This is a genomic window from Parvibaculum sp., from assembly GCF_045863935.1.
GTDB lineage: Bacteria > Pseudomonadota > Alphaproteobacteria > Parvibaculales > Parvibaculaceae > Parvibaculum.
In genome coordinates this window covers 46,844-65,671 of sequence record NZ_BTVP01000010.1, presented here as the reverse complement: position 1 = coordinate 65,671, position 18,828 = coordinate 46,844, and the positions used below count along the sequence as shown (strand labels likewise).

Below are 18,828 nucleotides of genomic sequence, written 5' to 3'. Positions count from 1 at the left end.
GATGAGCCCGGAGGTCGACTCCACCTTTTTCTCCGGAATCCGCGGGTAAGCGCGTCAATCGGCCACGGTTGAGCGCTTGTCTGCCCGGAGGGAGCGCCCTAAAGTTCGGCCACCATGAAAATTCGCAGAGAATCCATTCCTCCGGTTGCCCTGTCGCTGACGATCGTCGCCATCGCGACGGCAGGTGTCGCCTATTCGCCGACGCTCTATCGGATGTTCTGCGCAGCGACGGGCTATGGCGGCACGGTGAGCGTGAACAGGGCGCTCAAACCGCAGGAGACCGACAGCATCGGTCCCGAGATCACGGTGCGCTTCGATGCGAACATCTCGCCCGGTCTCGAATGGGACTTCAAGCCGGTGCAGCGCTCGGTGCAGACGCATAGCGGCGTGCCGACGACGGTCTATTACCGGGCGACGAATACCAGCGACCATACGATCGTCGGGCGGGCCACATATAATGTGACGCCGGATTCGGCCGGCTATTACTTCAACAAGACGGAATGCTTCTGCTTCACCGAGCAGAAGCTTGCGCCGGGCGAGAGCGCGGACATGCCGATCGTCTTTTTCATCGACCCGGAGATGGCGACGGATATCGACACGAGGAGCATCCGCACGATCACGCTCTCCTATACGTTCTTCCGGCAGGATTCGAGCGAAGAGGCGATCGCGGCGGCGAAACCCCTGCGTGAGGAATCCGAAGCCCGCGCGAGAGAACTCGCCACGGCCGAAACGGCGGAATTTTCCAATCGGACGCCGCATGCGCGCTGATCCGGGCCAGAAAGTCTCTTTCGGCAGCACGCAAAGCCTGTAGGCTTCAAGCTTCGTTCGTCAACGGAGCACCGGCTGCCCATGTTTCCCATCTCAGACGACAATCCGGAGCCCGGCGTTCCTATCGTCACCTGGACGATCATTGCGATCTGCACCGGCGTCTTCCTCCTTCAAGCCTCGCTCGGACCCACTGAGGCGGAACTTGCCGTCTATCAGTTCGGGCTCATTCCGGGCGTGCTTTTTGGCACGACCGAGATGACAAATGCGCCGGTGCCGGCATGGGCAACGCTCTTCAGCTCCATGTTCATGCATGGCGGTCTCGCGCATCTCGCGGGCAACATGCTCTATCTCTGGATATTTGGCGACAATGTCGAGCTTGCGATGGGGCGCATGCGCTTCGTCCTGTTCTATCTCGCGACGGGCATCGCGGCGGCGCTCGCGCATTCGTTTCTCGTGCCAGCCTCCACCGTGCCCCTTGTCGGCGCGAGCGGAGCGATTTCCGGCGTGCTCGGCGCCTATCTCCTGCTTTATCCGCGAGGCCGCGTGCGCGTTCTCTTCCTGCCTTTCCCGATCATCATCCTGCGCACCTTTTATGTGCCCGCGCTTCTCGTGCTCGGGCTCTGGTTCGTCATTCAGGTGCTGAGCGGTCTTGCGAGCCCCGTCGAGGAAGCGGGCGTTGCCTTCTGGGCGCATGTCGGCGGCTTCGTTGCGGGCATGGTGCTCGTGCCCTTCTTCAAGCGTTCCGATGTGCCGCTCTTTCATCCGGCGCAGCCCAGGGTCTTCGATGCGCGGACGGGCGCGCGGCGCGGGCCCTGGGGTTAGCGCCGCTCCACGAGGAAGCGGCAGCGAAGCGTCATCGTCTCGCCGGGGGCGAGGCTCACGAGGCCCGTCACTTCCGGGGGCTCCGCGCGGTTCACGGCGTCCGGCGCATGGCTCACGGGTTCGGCGCAGAAGAAATCCTCGCCCGGCGGCGCGTAGACGATCGCATGGGGCGCGCCTTCCGCCTCGATCCGGAGCGCGAAGGGGCGGTCCTCCCAGGCGATGGCGAAGCGGCCCCCGCTGCCCGAAAAGCAGTGATCGACCTCCACGTTCTTCATCGGGCGGCCCGCGTCGAAGCGCCATTTCTCCGGCGTGCTCGCGAGCCCGACGGGCACGCCGTCGGCTCCGCTTTCCCAGACGAAGGGAAGGGAGGCGGTGAGCCGCGCGCGGGACCGCGCCTCGAAGAAAGGATGAAGGCCGAGGCCGCCCGGCATCGGCTCGTCCGCACGGTTCATGAGCGTCATGGTGACGGTGAGCGCGCCGGCTGTGAGCCGGAAGTCCTGTTCGCCCGTGAAGCTCCATGGCCAGGGCCAGGCAATGTCGCCACCCTCATGGACGAAGCGTAGGCGCGCATGGGCGGCATCCGTTTCCATCACCTCCCATGATGTCCGCCAGCCCCGCCCATGAATGGCATGGGGCACGCAGATCTCGTCCGGCGGGAGGCGAACCTCGCGCCCGCCGAAGGAAAAGCGGCCATTCGTGATGCGGCCGGAAAAGGGCGCGAGCGGATAGCAGGCCATGTCGAGCGGTCCCGGCGCCTCCACACCGGCGGGGAGGGGACGCAGCAGCTGCTGCACGCCGTCCTCGTAGCGGGCGGTGAAACGCGCGATCGACCCGCCCGTCTCCGGCGCGAGCGTCGCTTCGAGGGCACCGCAGGCAAGCTTCAACATGATCGGGGGTCCGTGTGCGGGGTCTGCTCAAACAAAAGGCAGAGGCCGGGCGCGTCTGCTTGATTTCTGAGCCTGCACCGGGCGCGCGCCGCCGCCAAGCCCCGTTTTTGCGCTGCAGCGAGCTGGCACGGCGCTTGCGATGTATGTCCATGGCAGCGGCTAGGGTTCCGGCTTCGCAAGAGCGATACACGATTTGGCGAAGTGCTGGTCCGAGAGCCGCACCCTGTCCGGTGAACAGCGGGCAGGTACACGGCGGGATAAAAGCCCGGGAGACGGATGTAATGCGAGGGTTGGCATTGCAGAACCGCCGTGACGCCAATCCTCCGCTTTTTGAAACGCGATCACTCGATCCGGAGGACTGGCTATATGACTTCTTTCAGACTCTCATCTCTCAGGTTGTTTGCCGCGGCATTTGTCGCGACCGCACTCGCATTCACCGCGCTTTCGCCCGCGCATGCCGAAGCGAAGAAGGACTTCAAGGTCGGCTGGTCGATCTATGTCGGCTGGATGCCCTGGGGCTACGCGATGGACCACGGCATCGTGAAAAAGTGGGCCGACAAGTACGACATCAATATCGAACTCGTTCAGTTCAACGATTACATCGAAGGCATCAACCAGTTCACGGCGGGCGCCTATGACGGCGTGATGGCGACGAACATGGATGCGCTCGCCATTCCGTCTGCTGGTGGCGTTGACTCGACCATCCTGCTGATCTGCGACTATTCGGACGGCAACGACGTCATCATTCTCAAAGGCAAGGACAAGCTCGAGGACATCAAGGGCCAGAAGGTGAACCTCGTCGAGCTCTCCGTCTCTCACTACGTGCTTGCCCGCGCGCTCGAAAATATCGGCATGTCGGAAAAGGACGTGACGGTCGTGAACACGTCGGATGCCGACATGATCGCGGCCTATGCGACGCCCGACGTTACCGCCATGGTGACGTGGAACCCGATGGCAGCCGAAATCCTGAACGAGAAGGGCGCCTACAATGTCTACGACTCGACGAAGCTGCCCGGCGAAATCCAGGACTCGCTCGTCGTCAACACGCAGACGATGAAGGACAATCCGGCCTTCGCCAAGGCGATGACCGGCATCTGGTACGAGACGATGGCGCTGATGGCGGGTGGCGATGCGGCGGCCGAAGCCGCGAAGACCGCGATGGGGGTTGCTTCCGGCACCGACCTCGCGGGCTATGAAGCGCAGCTTGCAGCGACCGAGATGTTCTACAAGCCCGAGGACTACATCAAGTTCACGGAAGGCAATCTCGTCGAGCTCACTCAGTTCGTCACGAAGTTCCTCTTCGATCACGGGCTGCTCGGCGATGCCGCGACCTCGCCCGGCTATATCGGCATCGAGCTCGCGGACGGAACGATCGTGGGCGACGAGAGCAACGTGCTTCTCCGCTACACGACCGAATACGCAAAGATGGCCGCCGAGGGAAAGCTCTGACGGTCACCCTGTAACAAGGTCGGTAAAGCCATGCGTAGACTCATCAACAGGCAGCCGGATGTCGCGGTGCGGTTCGGGCTCATGCTCATCCCATTCATCGTCGTCGTCATCGCTTACATGGTTGCCTCGGAAGCGAGACTTTCGGTCAATCCGAACGACAAGCTGCTGCCCGGATGGTCGACGATCGCAGCCGCGATCGAGCGCATGGCCTTCCTGCCCGACCAGCGGACCGGGAGCTATCTGCTCCTGCAAGACACGATATCGAGCCTCTCAAGGCTCGGTATCGGTGTCGCCGTGGCAACGGTCATCGGCGGCGTATTCGGCATCCTGCAGGGCCTCATTCCCTACTTCAGGGCGACGTTCAATTCCTTCACCGGCGTACTCTCGATGATCCCGCCGCTCGCCGTGCTGCCGATCCTCTTCATCATTTTCGGTCTTGGTGAACTCGCAAAGGTCGTGCTGGTGGCGGTCGGCATTGCGCCCTTCATCATTCGCGACCTGGCGCTGCGGACGGAAGAAATTCCACATGAGGAGATCATCAAGGCGCAGACGCTCGGTGCGTCTACCTGGCAGATCATCCTGCGCGTCGTCGTGCCGCAGATGCTGCCGCGTCTCATTGACGGCGTGCGGCTCTCGCTTGGCGCGGCCTGGCTCTTCCTCATCGCCGCCGAAGCCATCGCGTCCGACAGCGGGCTCGGCTATCGCATCTTCCTGATGCGCCGCTATCTCGCGATGGACGTGATCCTGCCTTATGTCGCGTGGATCACGCTTCTCGCGTTCACGCTCGATCTAGCGCTGCGGCTTTTCCAGCGCATCGTCTTCCGCTGGATGTACCGGGGTAACTGAGTATGACGCGCGTCACCGTCGAGAATGTGTGGAAGGTCTATGGCGATCAGACCGTACTCGAGAACGTCAATCTCGAGATCGAGCCCGGATCGTTCATTGCGCTGGTGGGGCCGTCGGGCTGCGGCAAGTCCACTTTCCTGCGCATGATGCTGGGCGACGAGGCGCCGTCGCGCGGCCGCATCCTGCTAGATGGTGAAGAGCTCGATGCCGAGCCCTCGCCCGATCGCGGCGTCGTCTTCCAGAAATATTCCGTCTTTCCGCATCTGACCGCGCTTCAGAACGTGATGCTCGGTCTCGAATTCGCGGCGAGCCCCGTCATGGGGCGGCTTTTCGGCAAAGCGAAGCGCAAGGCGAAGGCGGAGGCGCTCGACATGCTGACATGCGTCGGCCTCGGCCATGCGGTTCACAAGTACCCTTCCGAGCTCTCCGGCGGCATGCAGCAGCGCCTTGCCATTGCGCAGGCGCTGATCAAGAAGCCGAAAATCCTGCTGCTCGACGAACCCTTCGGCGCGCTCGACCCGGGCATTCGCGCGGAAGTGCATGAAATTCTGCTCCGGCTCTGGAGGGACGAAGGTATGACCGTCTTCATGGTGACGCATGACCTGTCCGAAGCCTTCAAGCTCGGCACGCGCGTCATCGCTTTCGACCGCGTGCGCACAAGGCCCGAAGAGCGGAAAGCCTATGGCGCGACCGTGACTTTCGATCTCAAGGTCGACGGCAAGAGCGTGCCGCCGCGCCCGGAAATGCGCGACGTGCTTGCCGCGGCCGCGCAATAGGAATTCCGGACGGGACGGCCCGTCCGGTTCTGCGATGCCCCTTGAACCGGGGCGAACCGCCTGGACGGCCAGGCTTCGGCCCGGGGAAACCCGGCGCGCAACAGGAGACGCGCGATGGCGGAAGCATCCCGCAGCGAAAAATATACCGGTCCCTATGCCGCCCAACAGGAACGCTACTACCGTCTCTTCGGCGGCGCGAAGGCGAAGGCCCGCGATTTCAGCGAAGCGACGGGCAACCCACCCGTTCTCGACGAGGGGCTGATCCGCTCACGCGAAACCGTACCCGGCGGATGGGCGCATGCCCTACCGCTCGCGCGCGGCGAGACGCTTCGTGTCGTCAATACGCAGGGAACGTCGGGCGTCTCGCTTCTCTTCTACAACGCGAAGGACAGAAGCGAGCGCTTCAACGCCGGCGACACGGTGAAGATCCAGTGGAACGCAAGGCTCTCGCGAGGCCGTGTCCTTTTTTCCGACATGGGCCGTGTGCTCGCGTCGATCACGGACGACACATATGGGCGCAACGATGCGCTGACCGGCGGCTCGTCCAGGACGACCAATGCAGCGCGCTACGGCGATGCCTCGCTTCGCAACACGCGTGACAATTTCATCCTGCTCGCCTCCAAGCACGGACTCGACAAGCGGGATATCCCTCCTTGTCTCACGCTCTTTGCGCCGGTCGGCGTCGACGGGGCGGGACGTTTCCGCTGGGAAGGCGAGGGCGCGGCGCCGGGCGGCTATGTCGATCTCCGCGCCGAACTCGATCTGCTCGTCTTCGTTTCCAATGCGCCGCATCCACTGGCGCCCGGCTTTTACGAGCCAAAAGACATCGACCTCCTCGTCTGGAAATCGCCGCCGCCGGCGGTGGACGATTTCTGCCGGACCGCAACGGAAGAAGCGATCCGCGGTTTCGAGAACAATGCGCGTTATCTCGCCGCGCTCGGGGAGGAATGACAGATGACCCTTTCGAACAGACACGAGGAACAAGCCTTCTACGATTTCACCGTGCCGGCGCTTCGGCCCTGGTCGCATGTCGTGAAGAAGGGCCAGATCCTGCGCATCGTCGATCTCGAGGGCTGCCAGGCGGTCGACACGCTCTTCTATAGCGCCGCCGATCCCTCCGAGCGCTACAGCGCGCAGGACACGGCGCTCGCGCAAGGTTCGCCCTATGTGACGGCGGGCACGAAGCTCATCTCGAACGAAGGCAATGTGATGGCCGTTGTCATTGCCGACACGGCGGGCAGTCACGACACGTCGGCGGGCGCCTGCTCGGCGGAAGCGAACACCGTGCGCTTCGGGCACGAGACACGCTACATGCATAGCTGCCGCGACAACTTCGTGCTGGAGCTTGCGAAGCACGGGATGAGTAAACGCGACATTGTGTCGAACATCAATTTCTTCATGAACGTGCCGGTCGAAGAGGACGGAACGCTCGCCATCGTCGATGGCGTGTCGCGCCCGGGCGACTATGTCGAGATACGCGCGGAGATGGATGTGCTCTGCGTGATCTCGAATTGTCCGCAGGTGAACAATCCCTGCAACGCCTTCAACCCCACTCCCGTTCGCACCCTGATCTGGGAAGCGTGAGCTTGCCCCCGGCGGCGCTGTCCGCCGGGCACCATCGGAGGCCAGATGTTCGGCAAGGTACTGATCGCCAATCGCGGCGAAATCGCGCTACGCGTCATCAAGACGCTCCGGCGCATGGATATTCGATCCGTCGCAATCTATTCCGAGGCGGACCGCTTCGCGCCGCATGTGCGGCTAGCGGATGAAGCGGTCTGCGTCGGTCCGGCGCCGGTCGCGGAAAGCTACCTCAACGTGGAGGCGATTCTCGATGCGGTGCGGCGAACGGGCGCAGAGGCTGTGCATCCGGGCTATGGGTTTCTCAGCGAGAACCCCGAATTTGCCGCGGCGCTCGCGCGGGAGGGCGTCGTCTTCATCGGGCCGCGCCCCGAGCATATGCGCGCCTTCTCGTTGAAGCATACGGCGCGCGAGATCGCGGAGGAAAGCGGCGTGCCGCTGCTTCCCGGGTCGCCCCTCATCGTCGACCTCGACGATGCACTGACGCGCGCGGAGGAGATCGGCTATCCCGTCATGCTGAAGAGCACGGCGGGCGGTGGCGGCATCGGACTGCAGCTCTGCCATTCGGCGGCGGACCTGCCGCGCCTCTACGACACGGTGCGGCGCCTTGCGCTAGCGAATTTCAAGGATAGCGGCCTCTTCCTCGAAAAATATGTCGCCCAGGCGCGCCATATCGAAGTGCAGATTTTTGGCGACGGCGAGGGCAAGGTCATCGCGCTCGGCGAGCGGGATTGTTCGGCGCAGCGGCGCAACCAGAAGGTGATCGAGGAAACGCCCGCGCCCAATCTGGGCGATGCGGAGCGGCGCGCGCTGCACGAGGCGGCGGTGCGGCTTGGGCGGCGTGTCTCTTATGCCTCCGCCGGCACGGTCGAATTCATCTATGACGAGGCGGAGAAGAGGTTCTACTTCCTGGAAGTGAATACGAGGCTCCAGGTCGAGCATCCTGTGACGGAGGAGGTGACGGGGCTCGATCTCGTCGAGATGATGGTCAGGCAGGCTGCGGGCGAGCTGGGCGACCTTGCCTCATACGCCCGCCCGCCCGAGGGGCACGCCTTCGAGGTGCGGCTCTATGCAGAAGATCCCGGCCGCAATTTCCAGCCTTCCTCCGGCCTTCTCACCGAGGTCTCGTTTCCGGACGACGTGCGTATCGACGGATGGATTTCGACGGGCACGGAAGTGACGCCTTTCTACGATCCGATGCTCGCCAAGGTGATCGTGAAGGGGAAAACGCGCGAAGAGGCGGCTGCGAAGCTCGCTGCCGCGCTCGATCAATCGCGTGTCTACGGCATCGAGACCAATCTCGACTATCTGCGCGCGCTCGCGCGCGCGCCGGAATTTCTCGAAGGCCGGCTCCTCACCTCGACGCTTGCCACTTGCGATTATGAGAGCCCAGGCATCGACGTGCTTTCGTCGGGCGCGCAGTCGAGCCTGCAGGATTGGCCGGGCCGTGTCGGCTACTGGGATGTCGGCGTGCCGCCTTCGGGGCCGATGGACGGGCTGTCGCACCGGCTGGCAAACCGGCTGGTGGGCAATCCGCAAGACGCCGCGACGCTCGAAATGACGCTGAACGGACCGGTGCTGCGTTTCCGGACGGATGCGACGATCGCACTGGCGGGCGCCGAAATGCCTGCGACGCTCGATGGCGAGCCCGTGCCTTTCTGGTGCGCGGTCGACGTCAAACGCGGCCAGACGCTTGAGCTTGGCCAGGTGCCCGGGGCCGGCCAGCGCGCCTATCTTGCCGTGCGCCACGGCTTCGATGCGCCGCTCTATCTCGGCTCGCGCTCCGCCTTCACGCTCGGGCGCTTCGGCGGCCATGCCCCCGGCGCACTCAAAACCGGCGACGTGTTGCGCATCAATCGGGAGGGCGCCATCGGCGAGCCCGTTGCGGAGCCGCTGCCGCCATCCGCGCGCACGCCGCTCACGCGCGAATGGGAGATCGCGACGCTTTACGGGCCGCATGGCGCGCCGGACTTCTTTCTCGACGAGGATATCGAGACGCTGTTCAACATGGCCTACGAGGTTCACTACAATTCGGCGCGCACAGGCGTGCGCCTCATCGGGCCGAAGCCGAAATGGGCGCGCAAGGACGGCGGCGAGGCGGGGCTTCATCCCTCGAACATTCACGACAATGCCTATGCCGTGGGCACGATCGACTTCACGGGCGACATGCCGATCATTCTCGGTCCGGACGGGCCGAGCCTTGGCGGTTTCGTCTGTCCGGCGACGCTCGCGAAGTCCGAACTCTGGAAGATCGGTCAGTTGAAGCCCGGCGACAAGGTTCGCTTCCACCGCGTGACGGAAGGGGAAGCGGCCGCCATGCGCCATGCGGAAGAAGCGTGGGTTTCCTCGCTCAAGCGCCCTGTCGCGCCGCTCACGCAGCAGAGATGGAAGGAGGACGCCGTTCTTGCGCGGCTCACCGACCTTGAAACGGAAGTGACCTATCGCCGCGCCGGCGACGATTATCTGCTTGTCGAATATGGCCCCATGGTGCTCGATTTCGCCTTGCGGTTTCGCGCCCATGCGATGATGACGGCACTTCAGGCGCGCGCGCCGGAAGGCATCATCGAGATGACGCCCGGCATCCGCTCGCTGCAGATCCATTTCGATCCCGACGTGCTGCCCTCGCGCAAGCTGCTCGCCATGCTGGAAGAAGTCGAGCGTGCGCTGCCGCCGAGCGCCGATATCGAAGTGCCGAGCCGCATCGTTCACCTGCCCCTGTCGTGGGACGATGAGGCGGCGCGCGAAGCGGTGCGAAAATACGGTACGCTGGTCAGGCCCGATGCGCCCTGGGTGCCGTCCAACATCGAGTTCATCCGCCGCATCAACGGTCTCCAGGATATTGCGGAGGTCAGGCGCATCCTGTTCGAAGCCGACTACATGGTGCTTGGTCTTGGCGACGTCTATCTCGGTGCGCCGGTCGCGGCACCGCTCGATCCGCGTCATCGCCTCGTCACCACCAAATATAATCCAGCGCGCACATGGACGCCGGAAAATGCCGTCGGCATCGGGGGAGCCTATCTCTGTGTCTATGGCATGGAAGGCCCCGGCGGCTACCAGCTTGTCGGCCGCACGGTGCAGATGTGGAACGGGTGGCGCCGGACGGCGAATTTCGAGAAACCCTGGCTGCTGCGTTTCTTCGACCGGCTCAAATTCTTCCCCGTGTCCGCGCAGGAACTGCTGGAGGCGCGCGAAGCCTTCCTGCATGGCGAATATGAAGTGAAGATCGAGGAAGGAGCATTCCGTCTCAGCGACTATTTCTCCTTTCTTGAGGACAATGCGGAAGAGATATCCGCCTTCCGTGTCTCGCAGCGCCGTGCCTTCGAGGAGGAGCGCAAGCGCTGGGAAGAGCAGGGGCTTGCCCTGATCGCGGACGAGCCCGATGCGCCGGCGCTGGAGGAGGCGGCAGAGCTGCCGGAAGGCGGACGTCTCGTCGAATCCGGTGTGCCGGGCAATGTCTGGTCCATCGGTGTCGCGGCAGGCGATGAGGTTGCCGCCGGTCAGATGCTTGTGGTGCTCGAGTCGATGAAGATGGAAATCGAGGTGCGCGCGCCGGTCGCCGCGCGGGTTCACGAGGTGCATTGCGCGCAGGGCCGAATGGTGCAGGCGGGACAGGCGCTCATCACACTGGTGCCGCTCGATGCCGAGGCGCCCGGAATGGAGGTTGCATCGTGAAGGGTCTTTGCTTTTCTCTCGCTTCGCTTCGGGCCGCTTTTGCCTCCGGCGTTCGCGCGGAAGACGTGGCGCGCGAGGCGCTGGCCCGCGCGGCGGCCAACGAAGATCCCGCCATCTGGATTTCGCGCTTCGATGACGAGGCGGTTCTCGCCCGCGCCCGTGCGCTCGATGCCTTGCCGCGCGAGGCCCGCGCGCGCATGCCGCTTTTCGGTGTCCCCTTTGCGGTGAAGGACAATATCGACGTCGAAGGGCTGCCGACGACGGCGGCCTGTCCCGCCTTCGCCTATCGGCCGGAGGAAAGCGCCTTCGCCGTGGCGCGGCTGATCGAGGCGGGTGCCATCGCGCTCGGCAAGACCAATCTCGACCAGTTCGCCACAGGCCTTGTCGGCACGCGCTCGCCCCACGGAAGTCCGCGCTCCGTCTTCAATCGCGATTTCATCTCGGGCGGTTCGTCGTCGGGTTCGGCCGTCGCCGTTGCGGCGGGGATCGTTTCCTTCGCGCTCGGAACCGATACGGCGGGCTCGGGCCGCGTGCCGGCCGCCTTCAACAATATCGTGGGTCTGAAGCCCACGCGCGGTCTCCTTTCGATGCGCGGTGTCGTGCCCGCCTGCCGGTCGCTCGATTGCGTGTCGATCTTCGCGCTCACCGCCGCCGATGCCGAGGCTGTGTTCGACGTGGCGGCGGTCTTCGACGGGCAGGATATCTATTCCCGCGCCCGCATGCCGGAGGTGAAGCCGCCGCTCGGCGGTGACTTCACCTTCGCCGTGCCACGCGCATCCGATCTCCAGTTCTTTGGCGACGACGAAGCGGCGCGGCTTTTCGAGGAAGCGGCGAACCGGCTGGAGGAACTTGGTGGCCGCGCGCGGCGGATCGACTTTTCTCTTTTCGCGGAGGCAGCGGCACTTCTCTACGAGGGGCCTTTCGTTGCCGAGCGCACAGCCGCCGTCGGCGGCTTCATCGAGGCGCACGAGGCCGAAACCGATCCCACCGTGCGTGGCATCGTGCTTGGCGGCAGAGGCCGTAATGCCGTCGAGACTTTCGAGACGCTTTACAGGCTTGAAGCACTGAAGCGGCGCGCGCTTGCGCTCTTTGCCGATATCGATGTGCTCGTCGTACCGGCCGCGCCCACCATCTACCGCGTGGACGAGGTGATGGCCGACCCCGTGAAGCTCAACAGCCGCCTCGGCACCTATACGAATTTCATGAACCTGCTCGACATGGCGGGCATCGCCGTTCCCGCAGGCATTCGTGCGCAGGGCAGGGCAGCGGGGCTTCCCTTCGGCGTGACGTTTTGCGCGCCTGCCTTCTCCGATGGGAAGCTCGTTGCGCTCGCGGCCGCCTTCGAGGCGGCGCAGGGGCTTGCGTCCGGTGGACCCGTGGCGGTCGAGAAACCGGATGAAGGCTTCATCGAACTTGCGGTCGTCGGCGCGCATATGTCCGGCCTGCCGCTCAATCACGAACTCACCTCGCGCGGGGCCATGTTCGTCGAGCGCACGCGCACGGCGCCCCGCTACCGCTTTCATGCGCTGGCTGGCGGACCGCCCTTCCGCCCCGGTCTCGTGCGCGTCGCGGAAGGCGGCGCGGCGATCGAGCTCGAAGTCTGGCGCGTGCCGCGCGCCGCCTTCGGAGGTTTCATGGCGGGGGTGCCGCAACCGCTTTGCATCGGCACGCTCGATCTCCAGAACGGGCGCAGCGTGAAGGGGTTCCTCTGCGAGGAGAGCGGTCTTGACGGTGCGGAGGACATTACGGCTTTTGGCGGCTGGCGCGCCTTCATGGCCTCGAAGGCGGAGAAAGCGGCGGGCTGACGGCCATGCTCTTCGCGGTCGGTTTCGTTCTTGCGGGGTTCGCGCGGACCACAGGCTCGCTGCGCGCGCCCGCCATCATGCATGGCGCTTACAATGCGGTGCTGCTCGGTCCGGGCGTTCTGTTTGCCTTTACGGGCGTACCCGCCTAGCCGAGGTTCTGCTTCAGCTCCATCAGGCGCATGATGTCGCGCAGCGCGACGATGCCGAGGAGCTTGCCGCCTTCCACCACCATGAGCCGCGAATGACCGCCCTCGCGCATCAGGCGAAGGGCGGCTTCCGCGTTTTCCTGAGGCGTCACCGTGTTCTTGTCCGAGAGAGGGTGCATGACGTCGCGCACTTTCTTGCGCTCCCATTCGGTGCTGTCCGTGCCGCGCAGATCGGAAACGCCGATGCTGCCCACAAGCCGCTCGCCTTCCATCACCGGAAAGGTCTCGTGGAATGAGCCGTAAACATAATTGTCGACGAGTTGGCGCAGCGTGATGTCGGCCGGCGCGGTGACCGGGTTCTTGGTCATGAGGCGCGAGACGGGTTCGGCCTCGAGCAGGACGTGGGCCTGCAATTGCGCATAAGAAGCGCGCGATGCCGTGTGGAGGAAGAGGCCGATCAGCCCCCACCAGAGGCCGCCGATGACGTTACCGGAGAAGAGGCTCACGACGCCGAGCGCGATCAGGATGAGGCCGAAGGTCTGGCCGGCGGCGGAAGCGCGCCGCGTGGCCTCGTTCAGGTCGCCGAGCTTGCCCCAGAGCCAGGCGCGGTAGACGCGGCCGCCATCGAGCGGGAAGGCGGGCACCATGTTGAAGACCGCGACGATCAGGTTGATGAGTGCGAGATAACCGGCAACGCCCGCGACAGTGTCGCCGAGGCCCGCGGCGAGAGCGGCGGACGCCATGAGATAGAAGAACCCCGACAGGGCGAGGCTCGCGATCGGCCCCGCGATCGCCATCAGGAATTCCGAGCGCGCCGTCGGCGGCTCCTTGGCCATATGCGCGACACCGCCGAAGATGAAGAGCGTTATGCCGGTGATCGGAATGTCGAAACGCCGGGCGACGAGCGAATGGGAAAGCTCGTGCAGGATGATCGAGAGGAAGAGGCCGGCCGCGCCCACGATCCCCATCGACCAATAGGTAAGCGGTTCGAGCCCCGGATATATCCCGGGGAAATAGCCGGTCGCGAGCGTCCATGAGACGAGCAGTGCGATGAAGACCCAGCTCAGGTCGAGCATCACATCGAAGCCTGCAAGGCGGAACAGTTTGATCTGACTTCCAAACATCGGTCTCCCCTTCGTTTTGCACATGTTACACGAAAGAGAGCGTCTCCGCGCTTTGTCCGCGAGGCCATACGCCGCACATGAAAACGCCGCGATCCTGACGAAAAGCGGTCAAGAAATTCGGCATGATGAATTTTCTCATCTGCGGAATCTCGCCATCCCCACGGCATCATCGGGTTGGACCCATGCTGGTCCGGATTTTGGAGGCCTCCATGACGGAAACAGTCCCAAGGCCAGAAGCGGCCTCTCGCCTCGACGTCAGACGGGCCCGGCCGTCGAGCTTCGAGTGGAAAGAGGCGGTGGCACGGGCGGCCGATATTGGGCTCGTTCCTCTCGTTCTTCTGTTTGCACCCGTCGCCGCCGCGCTCGGACGGCTGCGGCACAAGGCGCCGCGGTCGCGGGCGATCCTCGACAGGTTCAATGTTGCCATCGTGCGGCATCACTACTATGAGCCGATTCTCTATCCAGGCGATCTCAGGCACAGTCTCGCGGAAGAACGGCCGCTACCGGGCCTCGATCTGAATGCCGCCGGCCAGCTCCGGTTTCTGGAGCAGTTGCGGTACGGTTCCGAACTCCGCGCCATACCGCGTACGGTGTCGCGCGAGAAACGCTACGGGTACCGGAACGACTCCTTCAAAGCCGGAGATGCCGAGCTTCTCTACAGCATGATCCGCCACTTCAGGCCGCGCAGGCTCTACGAGATCGGCAGCGGTCATTCGACGCTGATGGCGCGGGAGGCGTTGGTGCGAAACGAAGAGGATGGCGCTCCTGTTTGCGAGCATGTCTGCGTCGAGCCATATGAGCATGGCTGGCTCGAAGACATTCCGGTGAAGGTTGTGCGGGCGAGGGTCGAGGATCTCGATCCGGCATTTTTCGACAAGCTCGACGCCGGCGATATTCTCTTCATCGATTCCTCGCACGTCATTCGGCCGCAGGGCGATGTCGTTCACGAATATCTCAGCCTTCTCGGACGGTTGAAGCCGGGGGTTATCGTGCATGTGCATGACATCTTCACCCCGCGCGACTATCTCGAAAGCTGGGTCGTAAACGAGAGGCGTATGTGGGACGAGCAGTATCTGCTCGAGGCTTTCCTGAGCTTCAACACAGAATTCGAGGTGATCTGCGCCGCCAACTGGCTCTGGCACCAGCACCCGGAGGAAACTGCGAAAGCCTGTCCGGTTCTCGCCGAAGAGGGCGGGGAACCGGGCTCGTTCTGGTTTCGTCGTGTCCCGATGGAACGCTAGGCGGAGACAGGGCTGCCCGGTTTGCGCGCGGTGAAGACGGTTTCGCCGCGCGTCAGTCCGTAGCGCGCGGCCAATTCCCCGTGGGCCGTAAACTCGGAGAGCGTCTCGAAGCCCGTCTCCTTGACGCGGCTGCGGAAGTCGCGACCGTAGAAGCGAAGGTGATCGCGCTGGTTGAAATGCAGTTCCCGTTCGCGGTGGGTCCGGATTCCTTCATCTTCATATGTGCGTGTCCACGCCTCGACGATGGGCACCATCAGGATGGCGGTCCCGCCTGGCGAAAGGATCCGGTGAACTTCCGATAAGGCCTGCCGGTCGTCGACATGTTCGAGAACGTGGCTGCAAAGGACAAGGTCGAAGGAATTTGAAGGCTTGTCGATCTTCTCGATGTTGAGCCGTTCGTCGACAGCGGGTTCATGAAGATCGGCGGTCACATAGGCGGCGAGAGGCGCACTTTGGAGTGCTTGTGCGATGCAAGGCTCCGGCGCGAAGTGAAGCACCCGCCGTCCTGCGAGCAGGCTTTCCGCCTGGTCGAGAAGATAGCAGCCGAGGAGCCGATGACGCTCGAGCGATCCGCAAGCCGGACAACAGGCGTCGAAGCGGGGCGGCAGGCCATGCGCCCGGAACATGCCTCGATGGCCGCACAGTGGGCATTCCCGTTCATGCACGCCTTCCATGCGGCGCAAGACTTCAAAGCGGTATCGGAGCCGGCTGACCGGCTCAAGGCTTGCAATCTTTCTGAGAAAGGGCATCCGGCATCTTTCGCGTCCTGGAGATGTACAGATGACACGCTCCCGTGGAAGTTGCCCGCGCGCGAGGACATCGTGAGATGCTCCTCGCGGTGAGAGCAGCGGTCGGGAGCGACGGTGAAGCCGACCAGGTTCCTCAGCAGCTATCGGAGGAATCGAGGTTCGGCGCCGCTTGATCCGCGACGACGGGAGCGGTGGCTTGCGCAGGACGGGGCCGGCTCATGGCTTTGGCGAGCTTCGTCCAGCGGGAAACGCTGCGGTCCGTGGCGTCGGCACCGAACGCAATGTCTCCCAAATCTTCCGGGGCGACCGGGTCTTCGAGTGCGCCCGAATGGCGCCAGCGGTATCCGACTCCGCGATGGTTTTCGATCTCCGCGAAGCTCTCGTCCACTGCCTTGAATTGTTGTCGCACGCGCTTGATGAGAGAGCGGACATTCGTCTGGTAGCCGTCCTCGCCGTCTCCGGCATGGAAACCGGGCTTGTGCACGACGTCATATATCTGGCGATAGGTGAGATTCTCACCGGCGCGCCGGGCGAGAAGGTGAACGATGTTGAACTGCGTGACGGTCAGGTCGAGACGGTGTCCCTTCCATGTCGCGCTGCTCGTTCGGAAGTCGAGGACGAGCGGGCCGAGTTGAGCGATCCGGGGTTCCGGTCTGCCGGCACCGTCTTCCGCAGCCGCCGAGCCCGTGCCCGGCAAAGCCATGGACATCGAAGCCTTCATCGAGCGGACTTCTTCCGAACTTGCCGCGGGGACAAGGCCCGAATGCGAAATACCCGCCGGTGCAGTCTCCTTGAGCTCGGCGGCCCCCGCTCGAATTGAATCACAGTCGAGCAGGACGAGGTCGCAGGAATTTCCCTGCTTCAGGAAGCGAACGAATTCACCCAGATTCTGGAACTCGAGGAAGTCCATTTCCTGTGCCGATGTGGCACGCGCAATGAGGTCGAGCGAGGCGCCGTTCGGATTGATGAGCGCGACAAGGGCCTTCGGCGCGGAGCGGGACTGGTCCTCGACCGAGGTCGCGAAATCGTACTCCTCATCCGTACTGAGATCCCCATATGCGCTGTATGAGAAGCCGGATCGGGTGGCCGTGGCGGCGCCCGCATGGAACCCGGACCCGGTCCATCTTCCAGACCACATCGAGCGTCCGAAAGAGGAAGCAGATCGGCGAAGCTTCCTTCTCAGCAGCCTCAGCGTCATGACGAGCGACCGCGTGGATGGCCGAAGTCTGACGGTGGGCGATGGATCGGGAACGCGAAAGTGATGTTCGGGTATCTGATGATCGTACGCTGTTACCAGTCTCGACATAAGCGACCTCGTCTCCGTTTATCTCCGCGTCCTCCCCGTTTCGTGCTGTTAAAGACCAGTCCCGTGGCGGATTTATTCCAGACTCTCCGCCATTAACTCGCAACCTTGGTCACACGACTTGTTTATGTTGAGAAAGGCCTCTGCATTATTGTCCATATGGTCCGCCTACAGAATGATTTGTGTTTTCACTGTGGCAGAAAGAAGAACAATGCGGCGACCGGCGCACTTATCCGCTGAATCTCCAATGTACCTGTTCGGTCCGCCGCAAGCGCGCCACAAGGCTGCTGTCGATCTCTCCGGTCGCGGGGAGCCCGGCATCGGTCTGGAAGGCGCGTATGGCGTCGCGTGTCTGCTCGCGCAAGGCACCGTCGGCGGGGCCCGGCGCGTAGCCCAAGGTAGAAAGGCGCGTTTGCACTTCCGCCACCATTTCGCTTCCAGCAGGTGAGGGTGTCGTTGCCGCTTCGGGCGGTTCGAGCGTGGCCTCCGCCGATGCGAGTTCGCGCGGTGCCGGCGCGCGCTCCGCCGATTGCGGCGCAGCCTTACTGGATGCTGGCGGTGGTTGCGAGACGGCGCGTTTCTGTTCCTTGTTCTCGGGTTCCGCCTCTACCGTCCCGGGTTCCACTTCCGGCGGCGGGCTTTCCGCTGCTTCGTCGTCAGGGTCGCTCGGCCGGACGCCGGCTGCGGGCGGGACCGATTTTTCCACCTTGCCGCCGGCGGCTGCCGGCGGTGGCAGAGATGCCACCTCATGCTCCTGATGCGGCTGCGCGGCGCGCGGCGTGGCCACCTTATCTGTGAATGCCTGGTCCAGCGGTTGCCGGGCCGGCGATGGCTCGGTCGAGGAAACGAGGTTGGGCAATTTGGAAGGCAAGTCTGCCGTCATTTGGGAAGCCAGAACGGCGCCAACGCCGACGGCCGCAAGCAGCAAGAGGCCCGCGGGAACGAAGGAGGGTCCCGCGCCATGGCGGATGTCGCGAACCTCGGTGACAGGTGCCTGTGACGGGCGACGGTTCGGAGGATCCAGGCGCGGCCCGGTGACGCTCTCATCGGCCGGCGTCGGCCATGCCGCGGCGAGACGGACAGGCGCAGCAGGGGCTGAAGACTTCCTCTTCTCCGTCTTCACCTGCTCCGGCGGCAAGGGGAAGGGCGGCGGATCGAGGCGACGCTCCGGATTGCCGTCCCGTCTGGCCGCTGCCTCAGCCGGCACGTGGGCGTCGGATGCCGCGCGCGCGAGATCGTCGGCAGGGCGGGGAACTTGCGTCCGCTGGAGAGGCGGTCTCGGCGCTTCCGCCGGCGTTGCGGCTTTCGAGGCCGGGAGTGGGTCGGCGGCAGCAGGCTCCGCCTTTGCGGGCTTGGCGTTTGTGGACTTGGCGCTTGTGGATCGGGTTTCGGGTGCCACCTTGCGCTTGCGGCGTTTCGATTTCCGTTTCGCGTCGATCCGGCTGATGCGTGCGAAGTCCTCGTCTTGCCAGGGGACGTCGACTGGCGCTGCATCGCCGCCTTTCGCCGCGCCGCTCTGCGAAGCCTTCCGGCTTCGTTCGCTCCCCCATTGGTGCTCGCCTGAATCTGTCATGTCTTGTCCGATTTCACTCGCGGCAGGCTGTAAACACTGCGCGTTACGTCCAACGCTAGTTTTGCCGAACGGTGCTGCCGGAAACGATC

Annotated in this window: 16 protein-coding genes and 1 riboswitch; of the genes, 11 read left to right on the top strand and 5 right to left on the bottom strand. The window is 64.0% G+C overall.

Annotation, left to right across the window (positions count from 1 at the left end; translation table 11 throughout):
- The first annotated feature begins 114 nt into the window (after window positions 1-114).
- Together ACKUUH_RS06225 and ACKUUH_RS06220 are read left to right on the top strand one after the other, a co-directional pair.
- Window positions 115-768, top strand: a complete 654-nt coding sequence (locus tag ACKUUH_RS06225; protein WP_407949017.1) for a cytochrome c oxidase assembly protein — start codon at window positions 115-117, stop codon at window positions 766-768.
- 81 nt (window positions 769-849) lie between these two features.
- Window positions 850-1,590: a rhomboid family intramembrane serine protease gene (locus ACKUUH_RS06220; protein ID WP_407949016.1), complete on the top strand. Its 741-nt coding sequence runs from the start codon at window positions 850-852 to the stop codon at window positions 1,588-1,590.
- Here ACKUUH_RS06220 and ACKUUH_RS06215 read toward each other — a convergent pair.
- The gene (locus ACKUUH_RS06215) at window positions 1,587-2,477 is read right to left on the bottom strand and encodes an aldose 1-epimerase (protein WP_407949015.1); all 891 of its coding nucleotides are present in this window, start codon (window positions 2,475-2,477) and stop codon (window positions 1,587-1,589) included. The genes ACKUUH_RS06220 and ACKUUH_RS06215 overlap by 4 nt on opposite strands.
- 148 nt (window positions 2,478-2,625) lie before the next feature.
- Window positions 2,626-2,751: riboswitch (guanidine-I (ykkC/yxkD leader) on the top strand.
- A 92-nt stretch (window positions 2,752-2,843) separates the two neighbouring features.
- Between ACKUUH_RS06215 and ACKUUH_RS06210 the strand changes: the two genes are divergently transcribed.
- The 8 genes from ACKUUH_RS06210 to ACKUUH_RS06175 all read left to right on the top strand — a co-directional run bounded on the left by ACKUUH_RS06210 (window position 2,844) and on the right by ACKUUH_RS06175 (window position 12,752).
- Complete coding sequence (locus ACKUUH_RS06210) at window positions 2,844-3,926, top strand: putative urea ABC transporter substrate-binding protein (RefSeq protein WP_407949014.1); 1,083 nt, start codon at window positions 2,844-2,846, stop codon at window positions 3,924-3,926.
- A gap of 30 nt (window positions 3,927-3,956) precedes the next feature.
- Complete coding sequence (locus ACKUUH_RS06205) at window positions 3,957-4,772, top strand: ABC transporter permease (RefSeq protein ID WP_407949013.1); 816 nt, start codon at window positions 3,957-3,959, stop codon at window positions 4,770-4,772.
- Between the two features lie 2 nt (window positions 4,773-4,774).
- Window positions 4,775-5,548, top strand: coding sequence for an ABC transporter ATP-binding protein (locus ACKUUH_RS06200; RefSeq protein WP_407949012.1), 774 nt, complete (start codon window positions 4,775-4,777; stop codon window positions 5,546-5,548).
- Between the two features lie 114 nt (window positions 5,549-5,662).
- Entirely contained in the window at window positions 5,663-6,499 is an 837-nt protein-coding gene (locus ACKUUH_RS06195; protein WP_407949011.1) for an urea amidolyase associated protein UAAP1, read from the top strand.
- Between the two features lie 3 nt (window positions 6,500-6,502).
- On the top strand, window positions 6,503-7,132 hold the full coding sequence (locus tag ACKUUH_RS06190) for an urea amidolyase associated protein UAAP2 (protein ID WP_407949010.1): 630 nt from the start codon (window positions 6,503-6,505) through the stop codon (window positions 7,130-7,132).
- 45 nt (window positions 7,133-7,177) lie between these two features.
- Window positions 7,178-10,798, top strand: a complete 3,621-nt coding sequence (gene uca, locus ACKUUH_RS06185; RefSeq protein WP_407949009.1) for an urea carboxylase — start codon at window positions 7,178-7,180, stop codon at window positions 10,796-10,798.
- A complete protein-coding gene (atzF, locus tag ACKUUH_RS06180; RefSeq protein ID WP_407949008.1) occupies window positions 10,795-12,603 on the top strand; it encodes an allophanate hydrolase in 1,809 nt (602 codons plus the stop codon). Before uca ends, atzF begins: the two co-directional genes overlap by 4 nt.
- Window positions 12,604-12,608: 5 nt before the next feature.
- Complete coding sequence (locus ACKUUH_RS06175; protein WP_407949007.1) at window positions 12,609-12,752, top strand: hypothetical protein; 144 nt, start codon at window positions 12,609-12,611, stop codon at window positions 12,750-12,752.
- Here the strand turns inward: ACKUUH_RS06175 and ACKUUH_RS06170 are convergent.
- Window positions 12,749-13,873, bottom strand: a complete 1,125-nt coding sequence (locus ACKUUH_RS06170) for a site-2 protease family protein (RefSeq protein WP_407949006.1) — start codon at window positions 13,871-13,873, stop codon at window positions 12,749-12,751. The two genes, ACKUUH_RS06175 and ACKUUH_RS06170, sit on opposite strands and share 4 nt — an antisense overlap.
- A 209-nt stretch (window positions 13,874-14,082) precedes the next feature.
- On the opposite strand from ACKUUH_RS06170, the gene ACKUUH_RS06165 reads away from it, so the two are divergent.
- A complete protein-coding gene (locus tag ACKUUH_RS06165; RefSeq protein ID WP_407949005.1) occupies window positions 14,083-15,114 on the top strand; it encodes a class I SAM-dependent methyltransferase in 1,032 nt (343 codons plus the stop codon).
- Here ACKUUH_RS06165 and ACKUUH_RS06160 read toward each other — a convergent pair.
- The 3 genes from ACKUUH_RS06160 to ACKUUH_RS06150 form a co-directional block, all read right to left on the bottom strand.
- Window positions 15,111-15,863: a class I SAM-dependent methyltransferase gene (locus ACKUUH_RS06160; protein WP_407949004.1), complete on the bottom strand. Its 753-nt coding sequence runs from the start codon at window positions 15,861-15,863 to the stop codon at window positions 15,111-15,113. The genes ACKUUH_RS06165 and ACKUUH_RS06160 overlap by 4 nt on opposite strands.
- Before the next feature lie 133 nt (window positions 15,864-15,996).
- On the bottom strand, window positions 15,997-17,001 hold the full coding sequence (locus tag ACKUUH_RS06155) for a winged helix-turn-helix domain-containing protein (protein WP_407949003.1): 1,005 nt from the start codon (window positions 16,999-17,001) through the stop codon (window positions 15,997-15,999).
- A gap of 394 nt (window positions 17,002-17,395) precedes the next feature.
- The gene (locus ACKUUH_RS06150; RefSeq protein ID WP_407949002.1) at window positions 17,396-18,739 is read right to left on the bottom strand and encodes a peptidoglycan-binding protein; all 1,344 of its coding nucleotides are present in this window, start codon (window positions 18,737-18,739) and stop codon (window positions 17,396-17,398) included.
- Window positions 18,740-18,828: the final 89 nt, after the last annotated feature.